Raw genomic sequence first — 16,750 nt, forward strand, 5'->3', positions numbered from 1 at the left:
AAAAGGAGTCCATTACCATGAAAGTTAAAATTATTAGTATATTCTTATTTAGCTTATTCTTAAGCTCTTGTTCTAAAACGGAGTTTTTCAACCCGGTTCCTTATGCTTTATTGGGAATGAACCAAACGACAGAAAATACGATGGCTCCGGACTTGACTTCTTCACAGGGAGGAGAAGGGGAATCCTCGAATCCTGTAAGTTATACTCCACTGAATACGAATACACCGGATAACCTTTCTACACCTGCAGGTTCAGTTCCTGCAAATACGGGCTCTACAGGAAGTTCTTCGGGAAGTTCAACGACGGCCGATAATTTACCCAAACCGGCTTTGCAGGTCGAAATCGACACGAATCCGGGAGTATCCTTAAGCTCTGAAACCCAAATTTCTTATGGTTCTAAAGCTCTGGTTCCAGCTCCACCTGCCTGCAACGTTTCTCATACCGGTGCAAAGTTGGTGAAAATTTTAAATCTTTCTTCAGCTACAAAAGAATTAAATATAGAAAGTATTAGTTTGGAAACTAATGGAACACATTTTGCCATAGGTACAGTTCCTACAGGAAATATCGCTGTTGCTGCGGAAGCGAGTTTCTATGTCTGCTTTCAGCCGAATAGCAGTGGTTATAAAGTGGGAACGGTCTTGATTAAAACCAATGATCATATAAACCCCGAATTTCGTCTGCTTTTTAAAGGTTCTGGCTCAGACGAGGTGATTGCTACCGTTCTAAAACCTCTGACAAATGTAGACAGGTATCAAAATATTATTATCGAGTTTTCTCATGCTATGGATAGGGGAAGTATTTGTCCGGCAACAATCCCCAATAACCATAATGAAAGCACGAATACCTATGGTAATGCGGCAATCACTATATATGAAACTTCTAATCCTACAAATAAAATTTATGGACGCTGCGCCTGGGGGGTATACAATGGAAGTAATTTTACAAGTTATACTCAGTTAATTTTTGATCCCTATGTTCCCCTGGATCCGAGTAAATCTTATACTATGGAGATCCCGGATGGTAAAACCTATTCGAGTATCGGTGCTTCACCGATTCAAAAAATATGCCTTCTTTCCGGTTCCTGTAATACAGGTGGAGGAGTTAATACTTCCTTTACAACAGAGTATAACTATGATGCTACATTTTCTGTCAATGGATTTGCCCTCGGTTCTAAAGGTTTGGTTCTGGATAAGGCTTCTGCTTCATCTGTAAGTCTTTCCAGCTCTATTACAAATTCCGGACAGGCCGATTCAATCAAGTTGAAAAAAATCGGGGGTGTAAATGAGACAAATTGGTCTTCTTCTGTGACTCTTTCTTCCTTGAGTGGTGATTTGCAGGCTACGGAAGGTTCAAATAGTTACGTGGTGGAAATTAAGAAGGGAAGCAAAACTTATTATAAAACCTTTAGTTTTGAATGGGGAACTATAGCTACAGATACAGGTACTTACATCAGTGATGCAGGGATTCTGGCTATGGGTACCGGAGTTTATGGAATCAATCGTCTCTCGAATTTATTAGAGAGATTCATTAAAAGTAATGGCTCGCTTACCAATGGGAATTTTAAAATTCCGGATCCGTACGGTAGGGGAACCTTTAATGAATATATGCAAAATCCCAAGCCTGCATTTTCTTCGAGTTCTGTAAATCCAGCTCCGAATACGTATCCTACAACAGGGCATCCCTCTACCGATAGAGATGGAAATCCCTGTAAATCTGACTGGAGTAATTATTCTACGCCTTCTTTTAACTGGATAGGAAATTTTGGTCCCTATTGTAATATAGCATTTCAAACCAGCCTCCTTATAACTTTTGAGGGTACTGTAGATGCGTATGTAACGAATATCGTCATAGAAAATCTGGCTGAAAGTAATTCCACAAATGTGAAGGCTACACTAACCCCTTATGATGATAGAATGGATGCAAGTCTTGAAGGAAAAAGACTTCGCGGACAGCTCAGAATACATGTAGGAGATGTGGATAAGTGTATAGGCTTCTGGGCCTTTGGAGCCTGTGTTGGGATCTTAATAAAAATTGATAACCTTGTATATACTGTTGATTTTATCATGAACTATGATCCTTCCATGAACCTTGATTCTACCTCTCCGGTATATAGCAGTTCCAAACCATTTCGTCTGGCGACTTCCAAGAATTATTTGACTGTAGACAGCAATGGCAAGATTAAACTAAATATTATTAGTGTCCCAAATAGCTGTGGTACCTCGGGTAGTAATTTTTATATGTGCCAGTGGAGTGATTCTATTTTAGCTTACAATGTTGCAAAGCAATCCAATCCGGCAACTGATATTTCCGCGGCAGGTATATCTCTTGAGAGTTTATTAAGCAGTCTTGTTACTTCTCTTGTGGAAGACGAGATTCCAACCTTGCAATGGAAGATTGTGCAGGGAGTTTTGAAAGATACCTTACAGGTAGTTGCTCCGAGTGTCCTTAACGCTGTTTTCGGGCAGCTTCGATTTGATGGAACTTACAACGGTATGGACGTTACCCTTCCCGATTATCTCCCGGCTCCCTTTAATACAACCAAACTCTATGTGGGAGCAAAACTCAAGGAACAAAACACAAATGTTACAAAATCCCAGGGCTTAGGTATAGGTTTACATGCAGGAATCAAAGCCTCGATTACAAGTCCGAATAGCACACCCCCGGCTATGCACAGTTCCGGTGCTGCAAAAGATAGTTTTGTTAAGTTTGATGGTGGAAAATCATTACCTCCACTCGATGGAGCTTCCGGTCTTTACACAAGACTCGGATCGTCTCCGGGAACCTTAATTGCCCTCAGAGCCGATGCGGTAAACCAGGCAATGTATCAGCTCTGGAAAGCCGGTGGTTTTAATTTGAACTTGAACCAGGCTTTTGCAAACTCGGTTAAAGCTTTCCGGGGAGATAGTGACCGACTCTTTCAGATTTTCCAAATATTATTGAAAGCTTCTTCGATTAAAAAGGTACTGGCACCGGGAGCTGCTTCGGTTATGTATGTGAAGGATGCTTCGAACGGCAATGCCTTAGTTGAAATATTAGATAATGATGATGTAGAATTTGTGGTGACACCTTTACAACCACCGGTATTAAAAACCCTTCCGATGTCCTCCTCTAAAAGTCTCGGAACAGGAATGCGTTATCCTCTGATGGAAGCCGAATTTGGAAATATGAAGATTGAAGTTATCGGCAAAAGAACGGGGTTGCAGTATAAAATGGCAACTTTGCTTGTAAACTTCAAATCAAAAGCTGCTATGAACATACATAAATTTAGTTCTCCTATCAATTCCGGCAGTAATGATTTTCAAAATGTAACCTCTATTCAATTAAACGTCTGTGATGACAATGATTACTCAGGGAATACTTCGGAAGCTTCCGCCTTTGATTGTGATACAATGAGAAGTTCCTACAGTTCTTCTGATGACTTGTCTTTTAGCCTGGAAGTTTTGGACGGAACTACAAATAATCCTTTGGGCTTAGATCCGAATGGGATTTACGAGGTCTTGAATCCGACCATACAAAAGCTTATTATCCCGGTTTTGAACTATGTATTAGCCGAATTACCTTTAGAGAAAAAATCAAAAGATTATCCGACCGATACTCTCTATAACCCGGCTTCCGGTCAGTATAGCAATCAGGATGGATCTAAAGAAGACCCGAATATGCCGAATAATAAAATTGCGGCAAATTGTGGAATCAGACTAAACGATTTAACTATCCTTCCGATTCCGGAAGGTGAGGCAAATCCTTATTTTCTCATCAATACAAAGTTAAGCGATTATACATTCTCGGGTAATTGTAGCTTATAGAACTAAGGGAGAATATTCTCCCTTTTCTTTATTATAGCCTAAGTGAGGAAACTCCATGAAACAATATAAGAAGTTTATTAAGAATGTTTTGCCGGGCCTTATCCTGGCCGGCATTAGTTTTTTTATTTCGATTTTTGTAATTAGCTGTTCAAATAAATCTAAAAAACAGTTAGCTGATCCAAATTTATTTTCAGATGGTCTTTCCAAAGATGGAATTGCCCTGTTCAGTCTCTTAGATAATTATCCGGCTCTAAAAAGTGGAATAAAAAAACTTGAACCTATAGAATTTAATCAAAAGGTGAATGCTTCTTTAGAATTGGACAGAAAAGATATACCGGGAGCACTGAGATCTTTGAGTGAGCTATTAAAAAATGATCATTCGAATATTCGACCTACCTTATTTAAGGTAAATAAACTTTTAAACCGGCTCAGAACCGGAGACCCGGAAGCTTATAGTAATACTTTATCTTTTTTTGAAAAAATACGCAATTCTTCTTCGGATTTTATTGCACCACTTTTACCTGTAGACTACACGCTTCTTCATTATCTTCGTTCCGATATAAAGTACATACAAACAGAGTATGAAATTAAGTTAGCCGAATCAGGTAAAACTTCATTAAGCTATGAAGAAGTAGAAAAGATACGGGAAGACAAATTAAAAGCAGCTATCTTAAAAATATCAAATACACTTAAAGGTACAGATGCTAAAGATCTTCTAACAGATGTGGAGGATATTCTAGATAAGTCCATTAACAAAAATGAGAACATAAAAGCAGGAATTGTAAAATTTTTGGAGGGATTTTTCGATTCAAGTCTTTTGAAAGATAGAGTAATTAAAGAAAAGCTAATAGGTGTAATTGAGGGGCTGGGTAATATGATGGCATCTAAAGCCGGTCTGGGTACGGGTTCAAAATCTCCTGAGACCGTATTTAAAGAGCTGGTGATAAATGTAGAGAAATATTATACAGTCGGAGGTTCTGTTTATGATGCAGATAGTAATTATAATGAAACCGGATACTCAACTGAAATTGCAACAATCTTAACTGATTTATATAAGAGAGTTAGAAATTTGATTCTTACGCCGAGTGGATATATCAAAGATTCCGGTAATTCAGTATTATCTCTTTTATCAGTATATTACAATAAATTGAATTTTACAGAGAGTATAAACTCTGTAGATAATAGCATTACTCAATTGATGAGTATCGACTTGAATGGAAAAGAAAGAGCTAGCGATACAAGCAGTGATTCTGTGTCTGCTATCGAAAGTTTAATGTTCATGTTAAGTCTGGCTGATATTTATGGTTATTACTGGAATAATGATCAGGAGAAAACCCAGATAACCGGTATGAGCGGAGGTATTATCAGTCTGGGTGATGCCACACATTCTCTGGGATCCAAAATTTCTTCTCCAAAACCTGCTAATGGGGATGATAGCATTACAAATTTAGGTTTAACAGCGGTTTTGAATACAAATTACACCGAGGCCTTAAATAATGGAAAAGTTAAGCGCGATGGAATTAATTACCCAATATATTTAAATACTTCGGCTTTAAGTTTATTAGAAGGTGAGTCGAGGGGACGTTTAAGTTCAGCTTCAGATTCAGTATACACCAAAACTATTCCCTTCGTGCTAAGTCTCATTGCGGATACCCTGTATTCGGGTAAAGCACCTTACTTTAATAAAAACAAAAAAGATGCAGATGGGAATGTGTTAAATTCGGATGGAAGTATCTATAGAAATTCAGCCGGAAATGATTTAACTTATAAAAGTTCCTGGAGAACGGCTTCTTATAAAATTGAAGTAGAGAAGAAATCAAAAGGAATCAAAAACTACGCAGGCTTAGATGGAACTGAGTCTACGAATATCGCAAACGGAACTTATTATAGCATTCAGGAAGTGAGCTTATCTGAAACTGACAGAGCTCTGGAAACCGATGAGGAGGCATTTTATAAAAATTTCCAATGGCTATTGTATCAAAAGAGAATGGTTCTGGTTATCCCGGTACATGTGGACGCTCTCGGAAATGAAATTCGGGAAGCCGTTTATGCAACTGTAGTAGCAAATGGTTTGAAAGGTTTAATGAATGTAAAACCATATTGTACGGATACCTGCTCTGAAAAAGATAGCGGTATCTGGCTTCAGGCAAAGCAGAGAATCAAAAGTGGATATGATACCAAAGGCGATTTGACTTATTTTTCTGATCTACCCGGAGATTCTGCTTTTTTAATACAGGTCTGGGGTTTTGGTATTGCAGGAGAAGTTTACGGATTTACAGATAGCACTATTTATCAGCAGGTATTTCGTTTACTCTTTGCTAAATTTAATGAACCCTCTCGATTCTACGGACCGATTCCGGCTCCGATTAAGTGGAACTTTAATGTGATGGAGAAGCTGGGCTTTATTAGCAGCCTTGAAGTTACTCCTGCACTGGTGAAGGATAATTGGGAGAAGAGAAATCAACTACTACCTTTAGTAGTAGCATTAGCCAAAGCATTAATGGAGCAAACAGATGTAGCTTCCGGAAAAAATGCGTTTTCTCTTTTAACAGAACTGGCAGCCGTTTTAAGCAGGCCCTATATGAATCGAATCAATGATCCGGTAGCTCTAAATGATACAACGAATCCTCAGGCCATCTCGATTGTATCTTTAAAAATACGAGGAGGAGCAGGGGCCTTTGGAATTCGAAGTGCACAGATGCCTACAGCAGATCTTTATTACCCCGACAAAGAAATCAGGGGATTTTTTTCTGTTCTAATTGAAAATCAGTTACGTTATCAGGATGGATTATTCAGCCTTGTTGGAAAAGGAAGCACTTTAAGTTCTTTAAGTGGTCTGCTGTTTGAGCTTGGAAAAAGCAGCAGAGATACAATGAGGAAAAACTTCGTGGAAGGTTTACAAATGATAGTTAATGAACTTCGTCTTGAATCAGAGGTAACAGATAACAGCAAACAATTTAATATAGAAGCCTCAATCAAAAGACTCAGGGATAGAGTGGCTGCCTATCCTGATTCGAGACCGGTAACAAATTTGAATGATCCTTCCTGGGATATATTCGATGATCTGGTTGGTTTTATGAAGGATTATTTGTCGACTGCTTCAGCATTCCGATATACGGATAATTTAAGTCAGATATTGGATGTGCTTATCGATGCTCAACCTACAAAAGTAGAGCTAAATTCTATGCTATCTATTTTAGGTGCCATGCTTCTGGATCCTCAGACGAAAACACAGGATTATCTTATTCGAAGTCTTCTCCATGAGGATCTACCTTCTATGTTACCCTATCTGGCTCCGGGAGGAAAATATTTTGTAGGAGTTGCAGAGTCCTTGAGTAAACCCGGATATTTTTTAAGCTACTTTAATAAAACGGTTAGGAGTGATTACTCTATCAATGCACTTATCTGGGATCTGGAACGTTTTTGTGTTTCAGCAGAAGTGCAAATGGCAACAAAAGATAAGAAAGATTTATTTTATAGTACGGCAGTCTTACTTGAGCAATTTGGTGGCTTAGTCGAAAACGGAAGAAAAGCTTCCTATCCGGATGCCTATTTTTCAGATCAGTGGAATAGTGCTGAGAAGTATAACTCTTATTTTGATAGGCTTAACTTCATCCTGAGTGTAAAATAAAAAGAAGTATGAAATTTTATTGTTTAAATTGTAATGGTCTACGTTCAGCTACCAGTAAGGGACTTCTGGAATCTATTCAGAAAGAAAATCCGGATATTATTGCTTTTCAAGAAATCAAAGCTTTACAGGCAGATATTGACTTGAAACCCTGGGAAGATTTGGGATATATTCCACATTTTTTTAGTGCAGAAAAGAAGGGTTATAGTGGAACCGCAATTTTCAGTCGCATAAAACCCAAAAAAGTGGAAATTGGAATGCAACATGAACTTTATGATAAAGAAGGAAGAAACATTCTTCTTGCGTTCAAAAACTTTGCTTTTGTGAATACCTATTTTCCATCCGGGACAACAGGAGATATTCGACAGGAAATTAAAATGCAGTTTTTGGAAGATTTCCTGATAAAAAAAGAGTCCTGGGAAAAAGAATATAAGAAACTGATTCTATGCGGAGATGTGAATATATGTCATACGGAAATAGATATTCATAATCCAAAATCTAACCAGAAAACCAGTGGTTTTTTACCGGAAGAAAGAGAATGGGTAAGTAAGTATTTATCGACGGGTTTAATTGATACTTTTCGGTTCCTTCATCCAGGGAAAACAGATCGATACTCCTGGTGGTCATATAGGGCAGGTGCAAGGCAAAAGAATAAGGGTTGGAGAATCGATTACTTCTTTATTACGAATAATTTAAAAAGTAAATTAATTTATTCTGATATACTTCAGGATGTAATTCTTTCTGATCATGCTCCTTTAGTTTTAGAAATGGATTTATAAAATTGTATCTTTTTACTGAAAGTAAGCAAGCCATTGGTGGCTCGCTTACCTATAAAAACTTTCGATTTTTTCCTTAGGATATACTTAATATTTATATCTCATTTTTTGAATTTCTTCAAACTCCTGTTTGAGTTTTTCTTTCTTTTCTGAGCCGGGCAGTTGGATTTTCAAGTTTTTATCAAATTCCAGGCGATAGGAATATTCAAGGTTTTTAGCCTTAGCCCCGGATGAATTAGCCGGTATTGAAATTTCCCAGCGTAGAATTCCCTTTGTTTTTTCCGTTTTTTGATAGAGCTCATCTTTACTTAACTCATTACCTTTTAAGTCCAGAGAAATCCTAAGATTATCTTTTTTCTCATCAAGAGGGATACGGTCGAGAATCCTAACCGGAATTTCTGTGCTATGAAAGTTCTCTATAGAGATTGAAATATTAAAACTTAGTTCTTTATTTCCTCCCATAACTCGTTCTTTCTTTTCCACCAGTTCTCTTTTGGCCCTGAGTTGAGAATCGATACCAAATCCCATTACAAACGATTGCCCTCTTGCAATAACAGGTAATTCAGCTTTTCCTACAAAGCTATCATCGAGATACACACTGACAGGTCCCTTTAGTAAAACTTCAATGGCATTATTTTGTATTTCTGCTTCTCTGTAAACATAAGCAGTTAAAATTGGGGTACTTACCATGTATAATTTGGATGGAAGTTCAGCCCGATTGACACGAATCAGTTGTTGCTGTTTTTTACTATCGAGTGATACTTTTCCATCCAGTTCAAATTGGACGGAAGGAGCAAAGGCTGTTTCAGAGTCTTTTTTTAATATGTTAATATCCTCATCATTGGCGATAAGTTCCAGACCCTGGTATTCATTGGCTGCTGAGTTCATGTCCCAGCTATATTCCTGACTTTCTTTCCAGTTTTTGGATTCAAGTTGTTTTTGATAAGCCTGGCTTAACTTGTTACTGATGGCTCTCGTCTGCACTGTAATATCATTGGGAGCTCCCATGCTTGCGGCAGAGCTACCACTGGACAGTTCAACCCGGAAAGGAGAAATACCCGGAGACATAGCACTTAAAGCGGGTGAAGCATTGGAAAGGGTTAAGGAAATATCATTCCAATTTTCGCCGCTTATCTGATGTACATTTGCATTAAACTCTACAACGACATTCTTTGAATCTTTTTTTGCATGAAAGTTATAAACCGGATCCCAGCCGGCATTATTAACGAGATAGTTTAAGTATATTACAGAATTCCCTTTTGTTTTTTTATCAATAAAAATAAGAGCTTCCTTGGTTTGCAGGTTATTAGAAGCTAATTTGCTTCTTTGTCTGGAGATTTGATTCTTTTCCTGATAGTATTTAGATCGTTCTTTTTCTAAATCTAATTTTTCAAGTGCTAATTCTTTTTGTTGCTCAAATTGAAAAAGAGTAAGTTCTTTCATGGTACGAGGTTCGAGTTTTCCTGTATTCAAATCTTCCTTTGTTTTTTGAATGGAAAAATCTCCCTGCTTAATAAGAAAATTATTCTTTGCATGGTTTACAGATAGAAGGAGATTTACACGCTTTATTTCTTCAGAGAGCTTATTGATCTTATCGTCTAAGACACGAATCTCTTCTTCCGGATCTTCTTTTACTTCCTGTGTCTTTAATCTAACTGCCCGAATTTCCATATTTTCTCCTTCTGCAAATAGACTGGAAGGAATGATTTGGGAAGGAAGTTTTTTAACAAGGATTTCCTGACTGCCTTCATTCAGGTTTAATTCTAATTTCCGGGTTACAAGGGCCTGCTTTCTATAGAGGGTGACTTTATCTATTTTTCCTTCTTCCTGTACTATACCCTGTGAAAAGGTTGAACTAAAAAAGCTGAATAAACCCAGTACGAAAGGTAAGCTTACTTTTGAATATGCCAGCATATTCTACTCCTTTTTCTTTACTTTAAACCAAGAAAATTTAATTTTTAAAATCGGTCAATGAAAACCCGGAAGGAGTTCTAAGTCTTCTGGAGATTCTTGTTTCCTGAACTTTCCGAAATTAGGATCTCTTGAATTCGTTTTGCTTTCAGATTATTGGAGTCAATAGTGAAAATTTTATTCAGAGTTTTCTTTGCCTTATCATAATTCCTGGTGTAGGTATATAAATCAGCTAGATGAACCAGGTTCCGGAGATTAGAAGGTTCCCTTAATTTTACTCTTTCTGCAATTTCTATGGCTTCAGAGAATTCATGGTTTAATTTAAGGCTATAGGAAGTCTGAATCATGAGAGGAGTATCTACCGGATTATTTTGAATGTACTCTCGACTGGTTTCAGCTGCTTTAGGAAAATTATGTAGCTTAAGATAGAGCTTTGTAAGAGCTCTCCCTATGATCGGATGCTTATTTGTTTGAATATATCCATATTCTAAAGTACTTAAAGCCTTATCATCCATTTTATTTCGAATTTCATTCCGAGCTTTTCGGATAAATTCCAGTGCTTTTTGTTTGGTTTCCAGATCTTCTTCTAAAAGAGGATATTGTATGGAAAGTAAAGAGAAATCATCAATAAGTTCATATTTTTCTGTTATGGCTTTAAAAATATCATTCAAATCTCCATTAGATTCTTCTACATGTTTTAGGAAATAGGTTTCGTCTTCATTGATAATCCTTGTATTTTCAGCATTAGAAATGAGCAGATCATCTTTACCATCCGAACCCATAATGAGCATATCACCGGGCATCATTTGAAAAGTAGAGACGAATAAAGAGTTACTCATTCCGGAAGTTCCTAATTTTCTAAAATATAGTTCGTGTTCTATAAAATCAGCTTTTCCATCCCTATAGAGAATCAGCCAGGGATGCTCAGCATTTATATAATATACTAAACCTGTATCTTCCTCTACAAGACCGAAGATAAGAGAGATAAGCATAGATCCGTCAAAACTTTCGAAAATTTTATGCATTTCTTTAAAAGCAGCTTTTATCCAGATTTCAGGATAAACTTCGGACTGTTCTTTGTATGTTGCTGTTCGTTGTAGAATGGATTGGAAAACAGCACCCAACACCAGTACACCTCCGGCTCCCTGCATGGACTTTCCCATGGCATCAGCATTTAAAAAAGCTGTGTACCATTTTCCTTTTAGTTTGAGGTCGTGTGCAATGCAAATGTCCCCACCAATTTCATGTTTACGTTTTCGGAATTGAAACTCTTTTTTCTGTTTCACAAAAAAATCAATTAAAATTTTTCTCTGACTAATTTCTCTATTTATACTTAAGGGACTTAGTAATAATGTGGTTAAGAAATAATCACCATCTTGCTGTTCTTTTAAGTTTTCAATTTCTCGGTAGGATACCAATAACTCTTTCGTTCTTTCCTCGACTTTATCTTCCAGACTCAAGGAATATTCTTCAAGTTTGGCTTTTCCTTCTCGAATAGAAGTAACCATTTTATTAAAAGAACTGGCTAAAAAACCAATTTCATCCTGCACATATACCGGAACACTTGTATTCAAGTTTCCTTCCTGAACCTGTTTCAAACCTCCCAAAACGGCATTTAAAGGCTTAACTAAGGAGCCGGACAGAAAAATAGGAGTCCCGAAAACAGCTATGATAATGGAAATTAGAAATACATAAAAGATCTCTTTTGCAATATTGTGTATAAAGGTGCGATAATGTAAATAGGAATAACCCAATTCATAAATGTATCCGGGTTTATCAGGAAAGTAAACGTGGTAACGAACATAAGCGTTTTGAGAGGTCTTAATATATTTTCTTGCTTTGAGAGGTTTTATATCCTGTAGGTAAAAGAGGATTTCAGTTTTTAACTCCTCTTTTTCTTTTAAACTTTTCTCAAGTTGAGACTGAAGGACTTTTAGGATGGGTTCGATTTCTTTTGGTGATTTCTCTATAAGATGAATTAATTCAGTTCTGAAATTATCACTTTTTAAATCATAAACATGGCTTTGTAGGGAAAAAATAGCTCTCTGGAAATTATGAAAAAATTCAGAGACGTAAAGGTTTTTATAGTTTTCCACATTTCTATTATTTAAAAGGAGTTGAATATATGAATGAGTATATTCAAAGCCTCCCTTAGAAATCATTTCCTTAATATCTTTATCCGAGATTTCTGAAACTCTCTTTTGTGAGAATTTGGCTAAGAAATAGGAATTTTGAAGTTCTATCAATTCTTTTTCTATTACTTTCTCTCCATTTTTGTTGTAGAGGTAGTTTAAGTCGGTTTGATCTATTTTATATTCAACAACATAACTAAGATCTTCAGGATACATTTTTTGAAAAATGATAGAAGCAGCTTGATCCGTTTGTTTACTATCATATTGTTTTTCAGCAAAATTCATGATAATGTAACTATAAAAATTAAAGATCATAATCAGGATCAAAAAACTGATGCTTGTGATTTTGAACATGAAACTGGTTTTATCACGGGTTCGGTTAATGTAGGAAATCAGGATAATGAATATTCCCAGCATAACAAAAAGTACATAAAATGTAAAAAAGAATTGTCGACTCACAAGACCAAGACGATTTAGAACATTTAAAACTGCACTGGGAACTCCTTCTATGAAAACTCCTAAAATGATAAAGCCCGCGTAGTATTTATCCTGAGCCGGAGCTTTAATAAATCGCCAGATTGTAATTGCTAAAGTATAAAAAACAAAGTATAAAACTGCAAAACCATAGATTTTAATAGCTACCGGCATATCGAAATCAAAAAAATGCCCATCAAATTTATACACGACTTTTGCTTTCAGAGAACTAATAATGATGACTATTGAAACCAGTATGGCTGAGGAAAAATTAATAGAAACTGTAATTTTTTGAAAGCGAGAGGAAACCTCTGTTGGAAAGTTTAGAAGAAAATAGCTTTGTAAAGGGTAGAAAAAGAGGATGGGTATTAAGGCGAGGATCCTGACTGTCATATAGGGTTCATAAAAGCTCTGGGAAACCATATAAGCATAGTAAGTGATACTTCCGGCGAAAATATTCCAGGCAAGAAATTTGGTGGGTTTCGACTTTTGCTTGAGTAAAAAAATAAAGATAACAGCGAAAGTCCAGCTTATCATGCCTCCTAAAAGGCTTAAGCCATAAAAATTCAAATAAAAATGCTCAAATAGATTCAATGCAAAACTCCTTTTATTAGAGAGGTATCAAACGGAAAATAAATTTATGAGGAATCCCTAAAAAAGCAATCAGAAAATTATTGACAAAGTTGTTATTTTATTTTCAATACCTTTTATGAGAACAAAAAAGACGCAGAAAAAGACAGAGGAATCTATTTTTATTAAGGATTATGAATTAGCTGTTAAACAGGCCAAAAAAAGTAATAAGCTAATCATGATCGATTTTTTTACCGATTGGTGTGGTTGGTGCACGGAGCTGGATGAAAAAACATATTCAGATAAGAAGGTACAGGAAAAGCTCATACAGTCATATATCAATCTTAAGATAGATGCGGAAACAAAAAAGGGTTCCTTGCTTGTAGAAAAATATAGAGTGAATGGGTATCCTACAATATTATTTTTAAATTCAAATGAAGAAATTCTGGATGTAATAGGAGGCTTTCTTCCTCCGGAAGAATTCTTGACTGTACTGGAGGATATTGCAGAAGGAAAGAATACTTTCATAAGTCTGAAAGAGGAAATCTCAAAAGATCCATTGAATATAAAAGTATTAGAAAAGTATTTTATGAAACTTTCCGCATTGGAGGATGTTGAGGGTATTCGGGAAACATATATTCAAGTTTATGAGAAATTTAAAAATACTAAGAAGAAAGATAAAAAACTCTTCGAGAAAATTTTCTATACTGTAACAGAGAATATCTATGATGATAAGGTATTTATAGAACTTTATAATATAGGAAAAGACTATCTACCCCCGGTCGATAAGGAACCTGCTCTGGCTTTACGATTTTTTGAATCCTATATAGAAACTTTTATTCACTCTTTGGAATACAAACACTCGAAAAAGAAAGATATCAGCAAGTATTTAGATGTTCTATCTGCTTATAATTTAGCACCCGGTTTTTTAGAAGAAACTGCTGAAAAAGCCTTGAGAAAGAAAACAGGAAACAAAGAATCTATTGTTATAGCACTGGTCAATTATTATGAGAAAATAGAAGCCTATGAAGAGATTATAAAAGTTATTAATAAATTACTGGCCACACATACATCAGAAGAGCTGGATCTTAATTATTTAAATTGGAAACTGCATAAAGCTAAGATTTTTGTAAAGGCTATGGAAGAATTTGAAATTCCGGAGGAAGAAATAGAAATGGACTGAGAGGTTTCATTAGGATTTTAACAAAAAGGAAATAAATAATTTCATAAAATAAAGAATTCTTTACGTCTATAACTATAAATAAATTATTTATTTCCGATAGTAATAAGGAGTAAAATTATGGATATACCTCTGTGCCCTATGTGTAAACATTATACCGGACATGACAACGCACCGGTTTGCAAAAGAACGCATACCTGTAAAGCCTTCCCCAATGGAATCCCCCTTGAAATCATTTTTAATAAAATACAACATACGAATTCTATACCCGGAGATAATGGATACTTATTTGAGTTGTTATAATACCTTATAAAAATTATAAAATTGGTTTTTACATTTTGCAAAGAAGGTTTACAAAAATCTGAGGGGATTAAAAAATAGGGTAGGAGTTAAAAATTGAAAGAATGTTCAACTTGCGTTCATAATAGTTTTCTTAATAAAAAAAAAGTTAAGTGTTCCAATAAAGAAAGCCAATTTTATAATCAGGAATTCTCCTATTTAAATTTTGTTTGTAAGTTTTATAAGAACGAAGACTCTTCTTCAGAGAAAAGTATAGAAGTTCTGAAACCCAGAGAATTAACCGTTCAGAAGAAGAAAGACCTGGTTAAGATATCCGAAAAAGACAGGGCTCTTACAAAAATTAAAGAACCTGTAGAAAGAAAAACCGAAGAGAAGTCTTCTAAGAAAAAAACATCAAAGAAGAAATAGTATTATTCCCTGTTCGTTTTTAATACTGAAAGCTTAAACTTATCCACTTCAATATCAGCCAATCGAGTTGGTTCCGGGATTCGATAAGAACCCAAACAATTGAGTAAAAAATCAGCTGCTTCTTTTATTCCGAACAGATGGCCGGGAGAACAAAAAATGGGTTTTACATTTTTTCTGGTACGAATCACATAACCCAATTCTTCTCCCTTATCTTTCATTACGGACATGTCTCCTTTATTCATTCCGGGTTCTGAATAGTTACCGCACAGGTGAGATTTTGCACAACCAATTGAAGGAATCTGTAAGAGTACTCCGATATGAGCGGCAATTCCAAGTCTCCTGGGGTGAGCGATACCCTGTCCATCAAAGATAAGAACATCAGGAAGTTTGGGAAGTAAATTGAGTGTTTTGAGAATCAGGGGTCCTTCTCTAAATGATAAAAGTCCCGGTATATAGGGAAATAAAACTGTATCATATAAGGAATAAATATCTAATAGCTTTAACTCAGGGAAGGAAAATGTTAAAATTGAACAAAAACCGAGGTTGGAGGTTTTATCATAAGCGAGGTCAATTCCTGCTATGACCTTAACACTTTCAGGTTTTCCTTTGATTACAAGTTGACCTGCAAGTTCCTTTTGAAGCTGAATGGCTTCTTTCGGGCTTATATTCCGTTGTTCGAATGAGCCTGGATTCATCTAATATGAGTATAAATTTCTACAGGCCTTTTTTTTTCGCAAATTCAATTTTTTATTTTTAAAAATTATACTGGTAAATATATAAGGAAATTTGGAAATTTTTTTTAAATAGATTTTAGGAGACCAAAAGGCTATGGCAACTGTAGAGGCATATCAGGAAGTATTATCTCAATTAGATAAGAATGGAAGAGGCTACGATGAAATGGGTTTAAAAATGCAATTAATGGATAATGGAGACATTCTAACAGAATATCCAAGTGATGAAATCGGAGTTTTTAGATCAGATGGTAGTCAGGAAACCTTTGATTCCATTCAAGATTATTATGATTCTTTGGAAGAAGAAGATGATGACTACGATGATGACGACAACTACGATGATGACGAAGATGACGATGATGACGAAGATGACGAAGATGACGATGATGACGATGATGACGATGATGACGATGATGACGACTATGACGACTATGACGATGATGACGATGATGACGAAGATGACGATGATGACGAAGATGACGAAGATGACGAAGATGACGAAGATGACGATGACGATGACGATGACGATGACGATGACTATGACTATGACGATGAAGAAGATGATGATGATGACGATGATGACGACTATGACGATGAAGAAGATGATGATGATGACGATGATGACGAAGATGACGAAGATGACGAAGATGACTATGAAGATGAAGATGAAGAAGATGATGATGACTATGATGAAGATGATGACTATGATGAAGATGATGATGACGATGAAGATGAAGATGAAGACGATGATGACGACGACTGAGAGCTAAACGAAGAACCCAGGAAAGTGGGCGAACTCTCGGAGGTTCGCTTGCAAAACTTCCGAATACGGAGAGA

General features: G+C 36.1%; 10 protein-coding genes. 7 read left to right on the forward strand and 3 right to left on the reverse strand.

The features are described from left to right. The first annotated feature begins 17 nt into the window (after positions 1-17). From H7A25_17275 to xth, 3 genes are read left to right on the forward strand one after another with little or no spacing between them, the layout of a single operon-like run. Complete coding sequence (locus tag H7A25_17275) at positions 18-3,803, forward strand: hypothetical protein (GenBank protein ID MCP5501657.1); 3,786 nt, start codon at positions 18-20, stop codon at positions 3,801-3,803. 55 nt (positions 3,804-3,858) lie between these two features. After that, positions 3,859-7,434 carry a hypothetical protein gene (locus H7A25_17280; GenBank protein ID MCP5501658.1) on the forward strand — a complete coding sequence of 1,192 codons (3,576 nt, stop codon included), beginning with the start codon at positions 3,859-3,861 and terminating at the stop codon, positions 7,432-7,434. A gap of 8 nt (positions 7,435-7,442) precedes the next feature. Further along, positions 7,443-8,210: an exodeoxyribonuclease III gene (xth, locus tag H7A25_17285; protein ID MCP5501659.1), complete on the forward strand. Its 768-nt coding sequence runs from the start codon at positions 7,443-7,445 to the stop codon at positions 8,208-8,210. An 84-nt stretch (positions 8,211-8,294) separates the two neighbouring features. On the opposite strand, the gene H7A25_17290 is transcribed toward xth, so the two are convergent. Next, positions 8,295-10,121, reverse strand: coding sequence for a mucoidy inhibitor MuiA family protein (locus H7A25_17290; protein MCP5501660.1), 1,827 nt, complete (start codon positions 10,119-10,121; stop codon positions 8,295-8,297). A 77-nt stretch (positions 10,122-10,198) separates the two neighbouring features. After that, complete coding sequence (locus tag H7A25_17295; GenBank protein ID MCP5501661.1) at positions 10,199-13,318, reverse strand: SpoIIE family protein phosphatase; 3,120 nt, start codon at positions 13,316-13,318, stop codon at positions 10,199-10,201. A gap of 115 nt (positions 13,319-13,433) precedes the next feature. Here H7A25_17295 and H7A25_17300 point away from each other — a divergent pair, with 115 nt between their 5' ends. The 3 genes from H7A25_17300 to H7A25_17310 all read left to right on the forward strand — a co-directional run bounded on the left by H7A25_17300 (position 13,434) and on the right by H7A25_17310 (position 15,182). Next, positions 13,434-14,477, forward strand: coding sequence for a thioredoxin family protein (locus tag H7A25_17300; GenBank protein MCP5501662.1), 1,044 nt, complete (start codon positions 13,434-13,436; stop codon positions 14,475-14,477). A gap of 117 nt (positions 14,478-14,594) precedes the next feature. Then, entirely contained in the window at positions 14,595-14,777 is a 183-nt protein-coding gene (locus tag H7A25_17305) for a hypothetical protein (GenBank protein MCP5501663.1), read from the forward strand. A gap of 93 nt (positions 14,778-14,870) precedes the next feature. Next, entirely contained in the window at positions 14,871-15,182 is a 312-nt protein-coding gene (locus H7A25_17310) for a hypothetical protein (GenBank protein ID MCP5501664.1), read from the forward strand. 2 nt (positions 15,183-15,184) lie between these two features. On the opposite strand, the gene H7A25_17315 is transcribed toward H7A25_17310, so the two are convergent. After that, the gene (locus H7A25_17315; protein ID MCP5501665.1) at positions 15,185-15,877 is read right to left on the reverse strand and encodes an endonuclease V; all 693 of its coding nucleotides are present in this window, start codon (positions 15,875-15,877) and stop codon (positions 15,185-15,187) included. 133 nt (positions 15,878-16,010) lie between these two features. Here H7A25_17315 and H7A25_17320 point away from each other — a divergent pair, with 133 nt between their 5' ends. After that, positions 16,011-16,676, forward strand: a complete 666-nt coding sequence (locus tag H7A25_17320) for a hypothetical protein (protein MCP5501666.1) — start codon at positions 16,011-16,013, stop codon at positions 16,674-16,676. Positions 16,677-16,750: the final 74 nt, after the last annotated feature.

The organism is Leptospiraceae bacterium (genome assembly GCA_024233835.1).
Lineage (GTDB): Bacteria > Spirochaetota > Leptospiria > Leptospirales > Leptospiraceae > JACKPC01.